This is a genomic window from Ruegeria sp. AP7, from assembly GCF_056539905.1.
Genome location: NZ_JBQFVT010000016.1, coordinates 69,999 through 88,692 on the forward strand (window position 1 = coordinate 69,999; position 18,694 = coordinate 88,692).

Below are 18,694 nucleotides of genomic sequence, written 5' to 3' on the forward strand. Positions count from 1 at the left end.
GGATTTGCAGGTTAGTGATTAAGCTGCTGTTTCGTCCTCATTTATTCTAAAGAAAATTGAGTACAGAGTTGGCACCACTATCAGCGTAAGAACGGTCGCAAAACTCAAACCGCAGATGATCACCACAGCGAGTGACTCGAAAAACGGATCCCACAGCAAAGGCATTACTCCAAGTACAGTAGTAAGAACTCCCAGTGATACAGGGCGGACGCGTAGAACAGCTGATTCAACAACAGCCTGCAATCGCGGTTTTCCACCGGCAATCTGAGTATCGGTTTCGTCAATAAGGACGATAGCGTTTTTGATTAGCATCCCTGTTAGAGACAAAATACCCAGTATTGCCATAAATTCGAGCGGCGTTCTGGTTGCCGCGAGCCCCCAGACGACTCCAATGAGAGCCAGAGGTACTGTCAACCATATGATCAGTGGTTGTCGGACTGCATTAAATAAGAAGAAAACTACGACAATCATCGCTCCGAACCCAAGCGGCATAGTCGAAGCTAAACCGTCGTTTGCACTTTGCGAGTCCCCATACTCACCCCTCCATTCAAGAGAGTACCCACTTGGCAAATTTATAGCCTCTACAAGTGCTCGGACTTGAGCGAAAAGGTCGCCCGAGAGTACTTCTGGTGCGTTATCGGCTTGTGCGGTGATTGCAAGCTTGCGGTCGATGCGCCTAAGGTTCCCAGCTTCGAAAACAAGGTCAAATCGGTCTACAACTTGGGGTATTGGAATATACCCTCCGGCTACATCGCTATAAACTTGGATGTTTTTTAGGTCCCTGATATTGCTTCGGGCTGCTTCGAACGGGCGCATAACTATGTCCAATAAGTTGTCGCCTTCGCGATAAATCCCTATCGGCGCCCCTACTTGATGCCAGTAAACTGCCCTAGAAATTTCCGCTTGGGTGAGACCGAGCCTACGGGCGTTTTCTGTGTCAATAACTGGTCGAATTACCGGCTTTTGTTCGCGCCAGTCGTCTTTTATCGCGATGGCTCCATTTTCAGCGAATATCCGTTTTGCCTGTTCGGCGAGTTCCCGAAGCACAACGGGATCGGGTCCAGAAAATTCAGCTTCGATTTTCGATCCACCACCAGGGCCCAGTACAAACTTCCAAACTTTTGCATATGAGTCAGCGTAGTTTTGGTCAATCCAAGACTGAATTTCAGGCTGTAACGCATCGATCTGCCGGTAATCCTCTACGTCCACCAAAATTTGACCATAGGCAGGGTTCTGGTCTTCACTGTCGTATACCAACATGAAGCGTAAATGCCCGCTGCCCACGGACAGATTTGTAGAGGTGACACCCGGCAGAGTTAAGAGATGCGCTTCAATCTCCCGCATGTCCTTACTGGTTTGTTCAATGTCGGTTCCCTCTGGCAAAAAGTAATCCACAACAAATTGCGCCCTCGTGCTGTTGGGAAAGAAGCCCGGCGGTACTAGCGCAAACCCTGCGATTGCAGAGAGAAAGAGCGCAACAACAAGCCCCACAGTAAGGTACCGGAATCGGATCGCATACGCGAGGAGCGAACGATAGGCACGGAGAATTGCATTCTCTGCAGGCGGCTGTTCCGAGGTTGGCTTCAGCAGCAGAGTGCAAAAATAGGGCGTGAGCCATATCGCTACCAACCACGAAAAAAGCAACGAGATTGAAATGGTCCAGAAGAGGCTCCCGGCGTATTCTCCAGTGTTGTCCGGTGAAAAGCCAATTGGGGAAAACGCCAAGAGTCCTACGATTGTTCCTCCGAGTAGCGGCCATTTGGTTTGATTTACGACAGAGATAGCAGCGTCGCTGGTGGCTTCACCGCGTTGAACTCGGACCAACGTACCTTCGACAACGACAATAGCGTTATCAACCAGCATGCCGAGCGCAATGATCAGTGCGCCTAGTGAAATCCTTTGCATGTCGAGCCCCAAGAGCTGCATGCCGGCAAGCGTGCCTGCGACTGTGACCAACAGAATACCTCCCATGAGTATTCCGGATCTTAACCCCATAAAAATAAGCAATATGCCTACAACGATGATGAGCGCCAGAACCACGTTCATGACAAAGTCGTTGATCGATTCTTTTACAGAAGCAGACTGATCAGAGATTGGCAAAATTTGGATTCCGATTGGCCTTAGGTTCTCCAGCTCGTTTATCCGTTGCTTCACGGCTTCGCCCATGTTCACAACGTTTCCGCCTAGGCTATTCGATATTCCAATTCCAATTGCAGGCTGACCGTCCCGAAAAAGTAGGGGGCTTGCGGGTTCAACGTATCCGCGCGACACGATTGCGATATCTGAAAGTCGAAATGATGCACCACTACTCGGCACAGAAACGACTAGGTCTTTGATAGCGTCAATTGAGGCGACTGCCGCCGACGGCCGTATCTCTATGCGACGCGAGTTGGACTTGAGGGAACCCGCGGGCGCTACGAGGTTTTGTCCCTCCAGAACTTGCCCAATTTGCTGTGGTGATATTCCAAGTTCTATTAACCTTGCTGGTGCATACTCTACAAAGATTGCTTCATTCTGTTCGCCACTTAAGACCACCTTGGAAACACCGCTGACGGCAACCAACTCCCTCTGTAGCTCCTTCGCGTACTCGTGGAGCTCGGCTATTGAATAGCCGTCGCCAACAATCGCGAAATACAAGGCGTACACATCGCCGAAGTCATCGTAGACCTGCGATTGGAGTGCGTTCGGCGGCAGGCTAGCTTGAGCGTCAAGTATCTTTGCGCGCAGTTGGGCAAATCTTGCGTGAAGCGACGGAAAATCAGGTGTCGTGGGGATTGTAAATTCGACCGTAACGGTGCTGAGTCCGGGTGAAGAGACTGACTTTACCTCTTTTACCCCTTGGAGTTCTTGTAGGGCATTTTCAACGACTTCGGTGACCTCTTCCGCGACTTCTTCTGCAGTGGCACCTGGATAAGGTGTTATGACCTGAGCTTGCCTGATTATGAACTCGGGATCTTCGAAACGAGGAAGAGTTAAATATGCAAAATAGCCGGCCACCAAGATGAGAATAGTCACCAACGCCGAAATAAGGCGCTTCTCAATTGCGAACCTTGCGAGATCCATTTGCTACTCACCAACTTTTGAAATTGGGCGAACCACCATGTCATCCTGCAGTTCGCTCAAGCCTGCAGTGACAACCATGTTCCCTTCTTTAAGACCCGCTTTCACGAACACGAACTCGTCAGATATCTCCCCCAATTCAACCGGTTGACGCGCAACGGCGTTGCTGGATCCGTCAACTAGCCAGACATATGGGGAACCGTCGGGGCTTGCCGCCAGAGCCGAAAATGGAACGACAACCTGTGTGTCGCTTTGCCCGTCTGCCCTAGTAATCACGCGCGCTACCATCCCCGGCAGTACGACCAAATCTTCAGGCGGGGTTACCGATAGACGACCACGATAGGTTTGTGTCGCAGCGTCTGCTTGCGTAGTAAACTCGACAAGGTCTGCGTTCATTTCTACGCCCGGTAACGAGTCAAACGTAACCACACTAACAACATTGTCGAAGCCAATTGACGACATTGCGATTATGTCAGCGCCTGGCAAGTCATAACTTACATCCACGGTCGATAGATCTTGGACTAAGGCGATGGTTTCACCGGCTTGAACATTGCGGAAGTTGTCTACGTTGCGCTTGGCAATCGTTCCATCAAACGGCGCTCGAAGCGTAGCATCGGAAAGATCGTTTTTTGCCGCTTGAATTTGCGTTTTAAGGCCACGGATCGCCGCTTCTGCAGCAATTATTTCTTCTGGCCGTCCACCGATACGACCAATTGTAAGCTGCTCTTCTCGTGACACCAGCTCGGCTTCTGCCAGACGAAAGGCAGCTTCGCGTTGTTGGTACTGCGCTGTCGGAATTACCCCCCTCTCCAAAAGCTGAGCTGAGCGGATGTAGTCTTCCCGAGCTTGGTCTCTTTGAGCTTGGGCTGCCTCAACCGAGGCTTCTAGAGCTGTAATTTCTTCAGGGCGTGCACCTGACCTCAGCACAATTAAATTCGCCTCTGCCTCTTCGAGTTGGCTATTAAGCCTTTCTACCTCGACTTCGAAGTCTCGGGTGTCTAGTTGGGCAACAACGTCTTCTTTTGCGACACTGCTAGAGGCCCTAATTTGTAGCTCTGTAATTCGTCCACTGACTCTAAAAGAGAGTTCAACTTCCCTCGAAGGATAGACAATTGCAGGATAAATTCTTTCAAAATCAGATGAGGCTTTAGCGACAGTGAATACTTTTGCTGGTCTTGCCGTTACGAGGGTGTCTTGTGCTGCGGCCACGATGGGAAAAGCACTAAACACAACAGCCGCCAGTGTCCCTAGGAAGTTCAAATGCATATTTGTTCACCCGCTTATTCGAAGCTGCTCGCCTGTTGGACGCTCGCAAAGGCACAAGGAGCTTCGTGGGAAAAGAGATCGATTGAACCAACTCTGCCCGCACCAGTAGTTTTTCACAAATTTATGCGAGCCAAAATGGCTCAGTAAAAATTTCGAGGAAATTAGAAGATTTTATTGTTGGATCATAAAGTGTAAGCTAAAAATCCGACCAAAAAGCAATATTCGCGAAGGCCTAAAGTTCCAGTATAGAATCCAGCGGTTTTCGATTCCAGTAACACTCAGTGTTAATAACTTTAACGAGTGGCGTTGTGTGCTGAGAGATACCGCGCGTCTACCTGAGTAGAAGCGAGAAGTAGGAAAAACTTACCGAGCCTCGGTGCAACTTGGAGCTAGGGTGCATTGGCAATCAGAAACCAAGTTCTCAATCTTCAATCGCTCTTCATCGCAATGGCTGCTGTTCAGCTAGCCACCGCTGGATCAGGCACTTTGGTGCCACTCGCGTTTTCTGAAATTGGAGCTTCACAAGAAGCTGCGTCGATGGCGGCGTCGGCATATTCCGCAGGGTTTTTAGTCGGCTGCTTTGTAGTTGCCAGATCCATCGTTGATTTTGGCCATATTCGTGCATTCGCTTTTGGCGCAGCTATCGCGATAGCTGTGGCCATACTGTTTTCTGTTTCCACCAGTACGCCTTTTCTTGTCTTCCTACGTTTCCTGAGCGGTTTGGCGACTGCTGGGCTGTATTCAATCGGTGACACCTGGTTGAACGAAACCACAGAGGAAAGGACCCGTGGCAGTGTGCTCGCAGTCTATTCGATTGTCGTAGGCATCGTCGCGGTGTTCAGTCAGTTCTTAGTCTTTGTAGTGCCTGGAGATATTCGAGAGGCATTCGTCTATGTCGCTTTGATTTACTGCATTTCGATTGCGGTTATCTCGACTACTAGATCAACTCCACCCAACAATGACACACCGGTACCCATTCGGGTGCGCGGGTTGTTCAAAGATGCACCAGCCGCGGCTGTGGGTGTTTTTGCCATCGGTATGGTATCTACAACGCTGTTGAGCGTGGTTCCCTACAGCGCTGCCCAGCTCGGGATAGAGATTGTAAATGTGGCCATTATGGTAGCTTTGATCTATCTCGGGCGCGTTCTTTTTCAGTTTCCGCTGGGCCGGCTATCCGACAAGATGGATCGCCGGATAGTAATCTTAATTGCGTCGGTCACTGCAACACTTGTTCTTTTTTTTATGGGGATACTTGTCGACCTAGACTACGACCATAACGTCAATTCATTCGACTACAACTCAATCGGCTTCGTAATCCTTTGCATTATACTGATGCTGCTGGGTGGTAGCTTGCTGACTCTATATTCTTTGCTTGTGGCGCACGCGTTGGACAGAACGGTTCCGGTCTTTGTGTCTTCGGCAGCGGTAACTATGCTTTTGGTTTGGACCTTAGGATCCATAACCGGTCCTCTAATCGCGAATGTCGCTACGACCTACTTCGGTGACATCGCGCTTTATTGGGTGAATTTTTCGGTCATGCTTTGTTTTGCTTTGTATTTGGGGCAAAGGGTATGGTCTGTTGAGCCTGTTTCGCGTGCTGAGCAGACGTCTCACACCGACGTCCTACCAACCAGTACAGAAATGGCCCGGTCCGAGAAACGTTAATGCCATGAAAATCATGTTTTTTATTGCTGGGATTAGTTTGAAGGCGACTAATGAGTTGGGAACAAACAATGCGCCCCACAGGTTAAAACCACGATCAAAAAACATGGTCCATGTTTATGATTTGGGCGTTTGTCCTGGCCTAGTCCAAGTCAGTTAGTAGTTGGGGAGACGGGACGCATGTATTGGAGAAAACTCTTTGTTTTCCTGTTACTTTTCCAAGTGGCTTGCTCAAGTATTTCGAGGACTCCAGTAAGCGCTACAGATCTTCAGGACCCACAAGTCCCAGGTATCAAAGGTGCTCGCTATTGGGCTGATGTCGCTCCGGCCAATGTAAGCGAGCTTCTAGAAACCGCTCTACGCCAGCGACAAGCATCGGGCGTTTCTTCAGATTACACACTGACACTGTCGGGGGGGGGCGAAGATGGAGCCTTCGCCGCCGGTATTCTTAACGCGTGGAGCGAAGCCGGCAATCGTCCAGAGTTTATGGCAGTTACGGGGGTTTCTACTGGTGCGTTGGCTGCGCCCTTTGCGTATTTAGGCAGCGATTATGACGATGAGCTAAAAAACCTTTACGGTGGGCTTCCACCGTCCCGGATTTTCAGAGGCAGGTTCGTTACTGGGATTCTGAGCGGTGCTTCTGTGAAGAGTTCTGACCCACTAAGGCAACTAATCGAAAGCTACATTACCGACGATTTCCTAGCAAAAATTGCTAACGAACATCTTCGTGGTCGGCGTTTGTTAGTTCAGTCGGTCAGCTTGGACGCACAAAGGCCGGTGCTTTGGGACTTGGGCGCCATTGCAATTAGCGGGTCTCCAAACGCAAAAAAGGTGTTCGTAGATGCGCTACTAGCCTCAGCCTCGATACCAGGCGTTTTCCCTCCCGTTTTGATCGACGTCGAAACTCAGGATGGTGTTCGAGATGAACTTCACGTTGATGGTGGTGTCTACTCTCAAACCGCTTACGTTCCAGGATGGGATATCCCAAGAAAATATGTTCGCGGTGGCAAGCTATATGCGATCCGAAACGGCAAAGTTGAGCCAGAACTTAGAGTTATTAAGCCGGGGGTCTTCCAAGTATCTGCACGCTCGCTTTCTACGCTGATCAAAGCACAAGGCGTAGATGATCTTACGATTGCGTACAAACTAAGTCTGCAGGGAGACGCCGAATACCAGGCAACTTGGATCGGAACGGATTTCGACTATCCTCTAACTGAGCCGTTCGATCCAGAGTACATGCAAGCGCTGTTTAATTATGGTTATCAGCGTTTTAACTCTGGGACACTTTGGAGCGATCGTCCGCCTCGGTAAGCCAGGATTACTTGTTACCGCTAATGGGAACGTTGCTTCAGCTGGCTTGTCAGCTAAATCATAATCATTAATGTATCCAGCTATGTCGATGAGTGAAACTGAGCGCAATCGGTTACGACTTTGGCGCCGCTGGCAAGTCACGTTTGATCATTTTAAGTATCCGCCCCCTATGCAGAGGGTGCATCAAGCGCTTGTTATCCATCCTCAACCTTGGACAACTCGCGGTTTGGCTAATTATACTAATTTGCCTCAGACCAGCGTGAGACGACAGCTGAACCTCCTAGCTAACCCGAACGTGCAATGTGTAGATGGTGGGTTTCAAATCACAGAATTGGGTTTGGCTTTGAACTGGACTGTGCATCGCGAACTGGTGAAGTTCGTTCGAGGGGGGCATCGTTTCAGCCAAGAACTAATTTCTGCGCACAAGCAGACAAATGCTGCGACTGGTGTGGGCGGGCCCGACTACGAATGGCTCGCCACACATGTCTGGTGGCCTGTAATAGAGGCACCGGAAATTCTAGATGCGTAGGTTGTCGTATAGTTTGATCTGGCAGTGCCTTAAAGCTTGAACGAGTGGGTTGTTAGTTGCTCGTAGGTTTAAGCGCTTATGCGTGTGCAAAGACTGCAGGACACGAACTCACAATAACTCTGACTCAATTACCTACAATTGCTGAAGGGGGGCAAAGGACGTGGCGACAAAGAAAAAAATCTCCAAGAAATCCTATGAGACAGAATTTAAGAGACTGCAGGTGGAGCTTTGTCACCTCCAAGGTTGGGTGCAACGAACTAAGGCGAGAGTTGTTGTAGTGTTCGAAGGGCGCGGCGCCGCAGGAAAAGGCGGCGTCATCAAACGTATTAACGAGCGTCTAAGCCCAAGAGTGTTTCGGGTCATTGCGCTTCCCACACCAAGCGACCGGCAAACGTCCCAAGTCTATGTCCAGAAGTACTTTGAACATCTTCCTGCAGGAGGAGAGATCGCAATTTTCGGTGCCTGTTAGGATCGTCTCTTCGCCTAAGAATAAGTAAGAATGTGTCTTTTCATCTGCTGTAGCTGGAACATCAGCTACACTGCAAAGGGCGATGCTGATAGGGCTTTGGATCAAGTGTTTCACGTTGATAGCCCTTCTATTTTTTTGTGAATTGGCTTTTTGTTGTAAGTATCGGCCAAGTTTAGCAGCAGGATAGTTTCGTTGCACCCTTGTTCGATCATGCTCTACCATCGGACAATAATTTCTGGTTGCATCTTTGCAGCTTGTTCAAGACCGAATAGTGGTGCGGCGAAGTTAGGAGTCCGTTCATGGCAGAACCGATCATGGTGGATAGTTTTATTGCTGTGACTCTTGGCATCGTTGTTTACTTTCTCGGATCAAGGCTCACAGAGCAGTTTGCGCTATTACGCAAGTACTCAATCCCCGAACCGGTTTCGGGTGGCTTACTGGCAGCGCTAGTGACACTGGGCGTGGTGGCTGTGACCGGGCGAGAAGTGGTTTATGATCTGGCGTCGCGCGACGCTTTGCTGATCTACTTCTTTACCACAATTGGTCTTAATGCGAAGTTCTCAGATCTAGTTAAAGGCGGCCCACTTCTGGGCCTCATGCTTGTTTTGACCATTGGGTATATGTTTATCCAGAATGGAATTGGCATTCTCGGAGCTTCACTATTTGGGTTGCCATCTCAGGCTGGTGTGATGATGGGGACAACGTCTCTCATCGGTGGTCACGGTACAGCCATTGCGTGGGGCCCAGTTGTAGAAGAGCAGTACGCTGTAGCGGGGGCGGCAGAGCTCGGCATCGCTGCCGCAACGATCGGATTAATCATGGCAAGTCTAATTGGCGGACCAATCGCCAGCTACTTGATTGCGCGTGACCGGCTCGAACCAAGCGCGAAAGAGAAAACGCCGATTTCCGGTTCCAATGAAAACGCCAATGAGGTGATAACTTCTACCGATCTAACCGGCGGCCCGACGAATCCTGGAATGATGAGAGCTATTCTTTGGACACATCTAGCAATTGTGATTGGCTTCATTGCAGATGAATCGCTGGAATTAACTGGTGCAAACTTGCCGCTCTTTGTGCCATGCCTTCTTTCTGGAATTTTACTTGCAAACCTGACGCCCAGAGTTTTTCCAAGGATCAAGACGCCAACTGGGACAGCTTCTTTAAAACTATTGCAAGACTTCTCGCTAGCAGTGTTTCTTTCAATGTCTCTAATGAGTATGCAACTTTGGACTTTGGCGGGTTCCGCTGGTGTTTTAGCCGTCACTATGATGCTTCAAGCTGCGGCTGCAACTGCTTTCATCATATTCGTTGTCTATCGAACGATGGGGCGAAACTATTTTGCTGGCGTGATGTCTGCAGGTTTCGCGGGTTTCGCTCTTGGAGCTACACCAACGGCCATAGCAAACATGACGGCTGTGACGCATAAGTATGGCCCATCTCCGCTTGCCTTCATTGTACTTCCGCTGGTTTCAGCTTTCTTTGTCGATATTGCCAATGCATTCATTATCCAATTGTTTGTCTCGAACTTACCTTAGATTCAGGCTTAATTGAGTTTCATAGCCAGAAGTTGACCGCTGCAGCCAAAGCGATAGTGGGAAAGAACGTCGTTGGTTAACAAGCGTATCGTCTTGCGATACGCGACCAAAAAAATTATCTCGATAGGGCTCCGGCGTTACAACGACGCTTGTCGGATTGGGCGGACTTTTTGCGTTGCTTTTGTCCTGGGATACAGACGTTTATCCATTTGCTTCTCAATCTTCGGTGTAGGTCGTGTCCGAGATTAGCCCAACTGGAAAGCTATTATCATCATTTGGGCACTTCATGCTGACGCGGACCTTTTATTTAGCGGGATTAGTCGAGCATGTTACGTTCCAAGAGGGGGTGATCGAGCCCAATTGAAGGTCGTTCCAACACATTTAACAGCAGAGTTTATCGAGTAGGGAAAACTCCCGCTGGCCCCCAACAGCAATTTACTAGTCTTTCAAGCCGCGCTGCATCCTTCCCACGTGGCGAAAAATATCGGTGAGCATTGCCGTCATCAAACCAAACATGAAAAAACCGTTTGCTCCAGTCATCCCGCCAAGCAATCTCTGGTGCTGTGGGACGACTACATCGCCAATACCCAAGGTCGTATACGCTACCAGTGAGTAGTACACAGCCTCTTCCAGCGGGCTGAATACTGACATCTGCAAAAAAAACTAGGGCCCACAACCAAACGCCAAATGTGGTCACGCTCATTATGCAAACCACGACAATGATCAAAACTACTACGAATGACATAAATCGGTTGTCCGAATGTCGAAGCCATGGCTCCATTTTTTCAAGTACCTCATTGAGAACGCCCCACATTATCGCGCCTGTGATAATAGAGAGCAGCGTGATAACTGAGCCCAGCAACAATTGACCAATCACGAGACTTTCTCCTTTGCCGTTTCTTGCACCTGTGCCGCCAAGGCAAAAGTTGCTTCGCACAGAGGGCCGCGCTCAGCACATGATTTTAAAGGTCGAAGGCGGTAACCCTAAGATACCGAGTGCCGCTTATTTCTCCAGAACCAACTTTCTGCGTCTCGCGAAGTAGCATTCGCCAGTTTTAAAATCGTCACACCGAAACATTCTTTTACCGGTTGCGCTTGTAATCATTGTCAAAAATCTTCGGCCTTTTATATTCTAAAAGCCGAATGGAAAGGGATGGCGGCGCAGAGAAAGCCCGTTTGGCGTCCAGACGTAGCAAACAGGGGGCGGTGATAAATGGAACACAAGGATCCATTTGTAGAAAAACTTCAGGTCGTAATTCGGATCGCCGTTCGTATTCTGGCAGTGATGATGGTTCTGGTTATACTACTTGGCGTCGTGGATGTGGCTTGGACCCTTTATCAGAAACTAATCAATCAGCCTGTCTTTATACTGACAATCTCTGAAATATTAGCAACTTTTGGCGCCTTCATGGCGGTCCTAATCGCTATCGAAATATTCGTAAACATCACAATCTACCTTCGCGACGATGTAATCCATGTGAAGATAGTGGTTGCGACGGCGCTCATGGCCGTCGCACGAAAGGTCATTATACTCGATACAGAAAAAACCAGCGGACTGGATCTGGTCGGCCTGGCACTTCTAGTGATTGCTTGTTCACTTGCCTATTGGCTGGTTCACGATATGCCGTCCTTTAGCGTTCGGTTTGGGCGAACCAAAAGCGCCGAAGAAGCCAAGGAAGAACACTAGTGCCAATACTTTTCTGTCCTCAGGGTACAATGCACTCAAGATATTCATTTGTGAGGCGACGAGCGGCTGGACTTCTATTGCTACATTTTGACTAATTGAGGGTATGAAAGTACGTCTCCATATCGGCGTTGCGACGTTATTCACGTTCCTCACCTTAGCCGTAACAACAATGCTGGTTGCCATTCTTTATTTTGGCAACAGAGAACTCGCCATTCGTACCGCGAAAGAGCGGATGGCCGAGGCCAGAAGTCAGTCAGTCGATGAGATGCTAACCGTAATGCGCGGAGCGGGAAGTGTCGTATCTTCTGCATCTGTCTTTCTTTCTAATTTTACGGAAGATGCTGGCTCCAGTGCAGGTTTGGACGTGCTCTATTCGCAGATGCAAGGCAATGAGCACTACTATGGCTTGTATTTTGGAGAGGAAAAATCCGGAGACTTTTTTCAGAATATAAACCTTCCAAAACACTGGAAAACTTTTGGACCGAGCGCCTTGCCAGTGCCGGAAGGAGTAGATCGCGTCCAAAGGATAATTTCAGATCAATCTGGCGAGCGCGTGGAAACTTACTTTTGGTCTAATGGCCGTTCGTTGGCCATGCCATTTCGTAGTGGAACCACTGTCTACGATCCTCGAACGCGCCCTTGGTATCGCGGGGCTTTAGAGCAAAGCGGCATTTACGTTTCGCCGCTTTATCAATTTGAGAGCACAGGGCGTCTGGGTGCAACGTTCTCAAAAACCGTAGTCGACGACGAAGGTACACTGATAGGCGTCGTTGCGCTCGACATAACAATGTCGGCACTTTCGCAGATCCTAGATAATATCAGGATCGGCGATCATGGTTTGGTATTTATGCTGGATCGCGAAGGTCGCCTACTATCGTACACCAGCTCGCGGTCCGAAGGTGGAGCGGCCCGCTTCGTGAGTTCCAATACGAACGAGTCAATTGAAGGCAGTAGCAAAATTATTGACAGTGTCATTGATAAATGGCGAGCAAATCAGCAGGATTTTTTCCGCATAGCTCCAGCATCCGATGAAAGAAACTACATCACATCTGTGATGCCAATCCCTGAAGTCTTCGGTGCCCAACCTACGCTCGGGCTTATAGTGCCAGAAGATGAGTTTATCGGAGAAATAAAAAGAAACACGACTCGTGCCATGCAAATTGGCGTACTTGCTTTGGTTCTGGCTGTCGCATTTACCTTTGTTGTCGCCCGCCTGGTGAGCAAAAATCTTGTACGCGTGGCAACGGAAGCGAGAAAAGTCAGTAACTTTGAACTAAGTGAGGACTTGAACCTGAAATCAAAGATTCAGGAAGTCGCCGAACTCGAAACAGCGATTGCTAGTATGAAAGCTGGGTTGTCGAGTTTCGGTGCGTTCGTACCAAAGGAGCTGGTGCGCTCTATCCTTTCAAGAGCAGAGAGAATTAGCGTTGGGGGAGAGTCGCGCGACGTGACCCTTATGTTCGCCGACCTCAAAGGGTTTACGCGCCAGACCGAGGGACTTGAACCCGAAGTTCTGATGCTTGCTTTGTCCGAGTATTTCGAAGCAATGGAGAAAGAGATATCCGGTAATCAGGGTACAGTGGATAAGTATATTGGAGATGCCATTATGGCTCTATGGAATGCTCCGCTCGATGATACTGATCACCCTGTTCATGCTTGCCGAGCAGCTTTGGCGTGTTTAGAGGCTGAGGCGAAACTCAATTCAGATAATGGAGCGTTACCGTTACGTCCGTTGCACACACGTTTCGGCCTACACACAGGTCGCGTAGTTGTCGGTAACGTTGGGTCTCTATCGAGATTGCAATACACAGCACTGGGTGCTGCCGTAAATTTTGCTTCCAGACTGGAAGGGTTGAACAAAGTTTACGGTACAAGGATTCTCGTTTCGTCAGCTGTGGCTGTTCATGTTGAGAAAAAGTTTTTGCTGCGCGAAATCGACTTTGTCGTGCCTGCCGGGACTAGTTTTCCTAGTCGTATCTTTGAACTAATAGCGGAAAAAGATGATGAGAGTGGTTTTCTGGTGAGCGTAGCCAAGAAACGCGAACTCGAAGAATGGCGTGCATGCTATGACTTGTATCAGTCTGGAAAATGGGCTGATGCATTAGACGCACTACAGAGGCATCGAGAAATCGCAGTTAACAAGATTCTTGTAGATATCTTTGTCGAACGTTGCAGAAGTTTTGCGTTTAAACCACCGGCCGCTTGGGATGGCGTTTACCGTTTCGAGAAGAAATGAATGAGAAGCGCAGCAAACCATCATCCCGACGGGCCTCAGGCCAATCATGCGCTTACAATCAAATTGGACCTGCCAAATCTGGCCAACCAAAAAACGGGCATTGCTTCAGATAACGGCGTATGTCGGTTATGAGCCCAAAGCGGTCACTGAAATGCGACAAATAGAGCATTCCGTTTCTTTTGCTTTAAGCGATTGCTGCAATGCGGCATAATGATGGTGCATGTGCGAAAAAGTCTCATGGAGCTTCGGTTGTGCCTAAGAAAAAAATTGATATCGCTCTTCAGGGCGGTGGATCGCATGGCGCGTTCACTTGGGGCGTTCTGGATCGATTGCTGCAGCTTGAAGATATTGAAATAGTGGGCATTTCTGGCACCAGTGCCGGTGCAATGAATGCCGTCGCTTTAGCGCAGGGCCTAACACAGGCTGGGCCTGAAGGTGCTCGCAACTTGCTTAGGCACTATTGGACACAGGTGAGTCGGGCCAGCAGGGCGAGTCCATACAAACGAACTCTGTGGAACAGGTTGCGGGGCGATTGGAGCCTGGAGCATTCTCCCGGCTTCATCATTTCGCAGTTTACACGACAACTGGCGTCACCGTATCAGTTCAATCCGCTTAACATTAATCCCTTACGGGACCTTGTGCGGGACTGTTTTGATTTTGAAGCTATCAATTCAGCAGAAGGGCCGCGTATCTTTCTGTCCGCAACAAATGTGCGGACCGGGCGCCCCAAAGTCTTTCGCCAACCCGATCTGAGTGCAGATGCGGTCATGGCGTCGGCCTGCCTTCCACATGTCTTCAAAGCTGTGGAAATCGACGGAGAAGCTTACTGGGATGGCGGCTACATGGGAAATCCACCGCTCTTCCCCTTGGTGGACGAGACCGAGGCGCGAGACATTGTCATTGTTCAAATTAATCCGTTCGAACGCGCGGAAATTCCCACAACGCCCTATGAGATCGAAAATCGCCTTAACGAAATTACATTCAATGCCAGCTTGATGAAAGAAATACGCTCTCTAGGGTTCCTCTGGGAAATTATAGAACACGACAATCTGGACCGCGCGGCTTACCGCGATGGGCGATTGCACAGGATCCATGCATCTGGTGCCATGTGTAAACTCGGGGTGTCCAGTAAGATGAACGCCGAGATGGCCTTTCTGGACCACCTTTTCGAAATCGGGCGTAAAACTGCTGACGAGTGGGTGAACTCAGAGTGGCCAAACGTTGGAAAGACCGCAACTTGGCGGCCTAGAGAGATTTTTGAAGAAAGCCTCCAGCCGGCGCATCTGGCTGAAGGCACCAATCGGGAGCCGAAGAAATGATGGATATTGTTTCCGTTCTGCTCTCGCTCTTGTTGCTCATGTACTTTGCGTTCCGCGGTGTCACGCTGCTGATATTGGCACCGCTTCTGGCTTTGCTGGCAGCCGCATTGACGGGCGCACTGCCGCTGCTGGCCAGCTTCACACAGATTTTTATGACGAATACCGGCGACTTTATCATTTCTTTTTTTCCGCTTTTCTTTCTTGGCGCGATTTTTGGCAAACTTATGGATGACAGCGGCTCGGCGCGTTCGATCGCACATTGGGTGATTGCAAAGCTTGGCGCTGACAAAGCCATTCTGGCGGTCGTCTTGTGCTGTGGCGTACTAACCTACGGCGGGGTCTCGCTCTTCGTGGTGGCATTCGCGATCTATCCGATCGCAGCCGCTCTCTTCCGTGACGCGGATATTCCCAAACGTCTTATTCCCGGAGCGCTCGCGCTTGGCGCGTTCACTTTCACAATGTCGGCTCTACCTGGCACCCCTGCGATCCAGAACGCCATCCCGATGCCGTTCTTCGGAACCACAGCCTTCGCCGCACCGGGTCTCGGGATCATCGCGGCCGCCATCATGGCTGGCCTAGGAATGGCGTGGCTCAACCGCCGCGCGTCCCGTGCAGAAGCTGCCGGTGAAGGATATGGACAACACGATGAGGTGCTTCCCAAACTGGACAGTGAGATGCGCGCGCGATCCCAGGGCGAAGGCTTCGACTTGAACGAAATTGAACCGAGCAATACGCCTCAAACGATTGAACCAAGCTTCGCGCTAGCCATCACTCCAGTAGTGCTTGTGGTCGTGGTTAACTTCCTCTTCATCCAGGTAGCCGTTCCGCGTTTTGATACCAGTTACCTTGCCGAACCGTTGTTTGGACAGACAACCATTGAGGCCGTACGTGGGGTTTGGTCAATCATTGTCGCACTAACCACTTCGATCCTGTTCCTGCTCGCAACAAATTGGACCCGTCTGGCAAGCGTCAAAACAAGCCTCAACAAAGGGGCTGATGCGGCCGTATTGCCGATCTTCAACACAGCCAGTCTCGTGGGTTTTGGCGCCGTTATAGCGGCACTACCGGTTTTTCAGGCGATCACAAATGCCATGCTCGGGTTGAGTGAGGGCAATCCACTTGTTGCCGTGGCGGTTTCTGTTACGACGCTCTCAGCGATCACGGGTTCTGCTTCTGGCGGTATGAGTATCGCTCTTGATGCATTAGGTTCACAATTTGTCGAACTTGCCGCCGCAACCAATACCTCTTTGGAAGCCATGCATCGCGTCACATCTGTCGCTTCGGGCGCTCTCGACGCCTTGCCCCACAACGGGGCGGTAATCACGGTGCTCGGGATTTGTGGACTGACTCATCGAGAAGCATATGGTGATATATTCGTGGTCGCTGTTCTGGTGCCGATGATTGCATTGATCGCGATCATCTTGCTTGGCACTTTCCTCGGTGGGTTTTGAAGCCTCACAAGCTAATGGTCGCAATCATGACAATGATCGAAGATACAGCAAAGCTGGTCGCTGGTACTGTCGACGCAGGCGTTATCGTCCTCCTAATAGGCGGTCTTAGCTTCCTGCTCGCTCAATGCGTCAAAACATGGATCAATGGTACTGAGCGAGAAGCCATTTTCGTGAAGTTAAGGGTCAACCTGGGCCAACTGATTTTGCTTGCGCTTGAGTTTCTGATTATCTCGGACATATTGCACAGCATCGCCCATCGGTCTCTTGAGGATCTTGGTGTACTTGGCGCGATCGTTCTTATCAGGATTTTGCTTGCATATTTTCTTGATCGGGAAATTAGTCGCCTTTCGTCAAGCGGCAATTAGCCAAACAAAATAACTGGATGTCTGCTTTGTCCGCATTGCAGTCATTGAGCGGAATTGAGCGAACGTCTGCCTTGAGCCCAAGGCGACAATGCGGCTCAACTAGATTGCGCGGTACGCTTCTGTTGTCGGAGGGCTCAAAACGTCATGCCAAGGCAAGCGCCAGTCCCCCGAGGATCAGCGCGACTGCAGAAAGCATGGACAACCACGGAAGCCCCGCGGCGAGTTTTTCTATTCCGACGAAAATTGCGAGTGCGGCGATCCAAATCAGGTTCATCACTCCACCGACGAAAAGAAGCGCCATTAGAACCCAGCAGCACCCAAGGCAGAACCACCCGTTCTGCATCCCCATGCGAAGAGCCCCCCAACCCCCTGATTTCCAATTGTGCATGAAGAAAATCACCGGATGCTGACAATGCCTCAGACACGCCTGCTTGAGAGGGGACACTTGGTAAAGTCCAGCCAGCACAAGCAGCGCTCCTGCAAGCGGCGCTTGCGTGATTTCCATCATCCCGCTCATCTGCCCAATTGAAACAAGGGACCACTGCACAGCAGTTGATACGAGACTGAAGAAACCCCAAACGAACAGGTACCCGGCAAGGAAAATTGACACAGCAGCGTATGGCTTATTCGCGTTTTTGTTTTTCCTTGCAAGTGCAGCATAAAACAACACCGTGGGAGCCGCACTCGGCACCATCATAGCAATCATCATGACCCACCACATCAGGAAGACCATTAACGCATAACCAGGTGTCCATTCTGCGGATGCCATCATCATGCCCGGCATTTCAATGGCCATCTGTGTCATAGTAATAGCCGACATGGGCATGCCGACCCCGAGCAGGGTATAAATCGCTGCTAGAACAACTACGGAAGAAAGACCAGCTACCACTATTAGTCTGTCTCGCTTCAAGCTGCGCTCCAGCGCAGTTCCAGTTGCTGTTGTCACAGTGCGCGCAGAGTTAGGCAGACCACGCGAACGGGGCGAAATGTCCGTTCCTAGAGCCAGTGGCATCGTCCCACTCAACTCCGAAGGCATTGAACTTACTCTTCGTAGCTCGCGCAAGTGCGAGCGTTGTTGTTACCGGATGGGGGACATTATCGATCTTGATTGGACCACCATTCGGAAGAGCGCTGTTGACGGCTTCGACCTCTTGCTGAACCAGCTCACCAGCTGTCACGGATATCTTGTCTCCTTCGGTCACGAAAGTGATCGGTCGTTTTTCAACACCCGCCAGTTCGCCGACCAAGGGTCCTAGGGCTTCCATCGGACCACCAGCAGCACCGGTTGCGATGTCGCCGATCGCTGCAGTTTGTGAATCACTGGCGTTCTCATCCACAATCAAACCGACTTTGATGTTTCCTTCGGACATCGCGCTCGGTGAGTGAAGCAAGACTATGAAGGACAAACCGTCTAGCGAAATACCGTCCTTTTCCCCCTTGAGAATCTTCATCGCAATCGCTGCCTTGCAATCACCCTCGGTGGGCGTCGCGGTCAGGTTCGTGGTAATGCATGGGCACAAAAACTCGCAGTTGCAGGTCTCCATGTACTCGCCTTCGATATGCCAGCCAGCCATAATCAATCCTCCCTGAATCACAACCGCATATCACAAATTTCGATCTCACGCACCTTTGACAACCAGTGACAGCAAAGTCCGCGGAGCGGTCGTTCATGCGGAACAATCGCACCGCGCTGCGGCTAACGGCAGGTTTGTCCTGCCGATTCAACCGATCGCCGCAACACACTCTTCGAACTTCTCTGCCGGTGAGAAGTAATTCAAGGTCATTCTCGGCCTTTCATTGAGTT

The 18,694-nt window shown here is 50.2% G+C and carries 14 protein-coding genes and 1 pseudogene; 10 read left to right on the forward strand and 5 right to left on the reverse strand.

Translation table 11 applies throughout. The annotated features are described in order from the left end of the window. Positions 1-18: 18 nt before the first annotated feature. Together ACR0KN_RS20335 and ACR0KN_RS20340 are read right to left on the reverse strand one after the other, a co-directional pair. Positions 19-3,063, reverse strand: a complete 3,045-nt coding sequence (locus tag ACR0KN_RS20335) for an efflux RND transporter permease subunit (protein ID WP_480656089.1) — start codon at positions 3,061-3,063, stop codon at positions 19-21. 3 nt (positions 3,064-3,066) lie between these two features. Further along, complete coding sequence (locus tag ACR0KN_RS20340) at positions 3,067-4,326, reverse strand: efflux RND transporter periplasmic adaptor subunit (RefSeq protein ID WP_480656091.1); 1,260 nt, start codon at positions 4,324-4,326, stop codon at positions 3,067-3,069. A gap of 447 nt (positions 4,327-4,773) precedes the next feature. On the opposite strand from ACR0KN_RS20340, the gene ACR0KN_RS20345 reads away from it, so the two are divergent. The 5 genes and pseudogenes from ACR0KN_RS20345 (at position 4,774) to gltS (ending at position 9,832) form a co-directional block, all read left to right on the forward strand. After that, a complete protein-coding gene (locus tag ACR0KN_RS20345) occupies positions 4,774-5,991 on the forward strand; it encodes an MFS transporter (RefSeq protein WP_480656093.1) in 1,218 nt (405 codons plus the stop codon). Between the two features lie 177 nt (positions 5,992-6,168). Continuing rightward, positions 6,169-7,299, forward strand: a complete 1,131-nt coding sequence (locus ACR0KN_RS20350; RefSeq protein WP_480656095.1) for a patatin-like phospholipase family protein — start codon at positions 6,169-6,171, stop codon at positions 7,297-7,299. Between the two features lie 259 nt (positions 7,300-7,558). Further along, entirely contained in the window at positions 7,559-7,828 is a 270-nt protein-coding gene (locus ACR0KN_RS20355; protein WP_480656097.1) for a hypothetical protein, read from the forward strand. 160 nt (positions 7,829-7,988) lie between these two features. After that, positions 7,989-8,285 (forward strand): annotated as a pseudogene (locus ACR0KN_RS20360) (polyphosphate kinase 2 family protein); the annotation flags it as partial. Between the two features lie 311 nt (positions 8,286-8,596). Beyond that, entirely contained in the window at positions 8,597-9,832 is a 1,236-nt protein-coding gene (gltS, locus tag ACR0KN_RS20365; protein ID WP_480656099.1) for a sodium/glutamate symporter, read from the forward strand. 438 nt (positions 9,833-10,270) lie between these two features. Here gltS and ACR0KN_RS20370 read toward each other — a convergent pair whose 3' ends face one another. Further along, positions 10,271-10,483, reverse strand: a complete 213-nt coding sequence (locus ACR0KN_RS20370; RefSeq protein ID WP_480656101.1) for an ion channel — start codon at positions 10,481-10,483, stop codon at positions 10,271-10,273. Between the two features lie 562 nt (positions 10,484-11,045). Here ACR0KN_RS20370 and ACR0KN_RS20375 point away from each other — a divergent pair. The 5 genes from ACR0KN_RS20375 (at position 11,046) to ACR0KN_RS20395 (ending at position 16,890) form a co-directional block, all read left to right on the forward strand. Next, on the forward strand, positions 11,046-11,519 hold the full coding sequence (locus ACR0KN_RS20375; protein WP_480656103.1) for a phosphate-starvation-inducible PsiE family protein: 474 nt from the start codon (positions 11,046-11,048) through the stop codon (positions 11,517-11,519). 103 nt (positions 11,520-11,622) lie between these two features. Next, complete coding sequence (locus ACR0KN_RS20380; protein WP_480656105.1) at positions 11,623-13,755, forward strand: adenylate/guanylate cyclase domain-containing protein; 2,133 nt, start codon at positions 11,623-11,625, stop codon at positions 13,753-13,755. A 251-nt stretch (positions 13,756-14,006) separates the two neighbouring features. After that, positions 14,007-15,074, forward strand: coding sequence for a patatin-like phospholipase family protein (locus ACR0KN_RS20385; RefSeq protein ID WP_480656107.1), 1,068 nt, complete (start codon positions 14,007-14,009; stop codon positions 15,072-15,074). Then, complete coding sequence (locus ACR0KN_RS20390; protein ID WP_480656109.1) at positions 15,071-16,525, forward strand: GntP family permease; 1,455 nt, start codon at positions 15,071-15,073, stop codon at positions 16,523-16,525. The genes ACR0KN_RS20385 and ACR0KN_RS20390 overlap by 4 nt, the downstream gene beginning before the upstream one ends. Positions 16,526-16,551: 26 nt before the next feature. Next, on the forward strand, positions 16,552-16,890 hold the full coding sequence (locus ACR0KN_RS20395) for a DUF1622 domain-containing protein (protein ID WP_480656111.1): 339 nt from the start codon (positions 16,552-16,554) through the stop codon (positions 16,888-16,890). A 142-nt stretch (positions 16,891-17,032) separates the two neighbouring features. Here ACR0KN_RS20395 and ACR0KN_RS20400 read toward each other — a convergent pair whose 3' ends face one another. After that, positions 17,033-17,836, reverse strand: coding sequence for a DUF2182 domain-containing protein (locus tag ACR0KN_RS20400; RefSeq protein ID WP_480656113.1), 804 nt, complete (start codon positions 17,834-17,836; stop codon positions 17,033-17,035). 13 nt (positions 17,837-17,849) lie between these two features. Then, positions 17,850-18,464: a DUF1326 domain-containing protein gene (locus ACR0KN_RS20405; RefSeq protein ID WP_480656115.1), complete on the reverse strand. Its 615-nt coding sequence runs from the start codon at positions 18,462-18,464 to the stop codon at positions 17,850-17,852. Positions 18,465-18,694 lie beyond the last annotated feature (230 nt).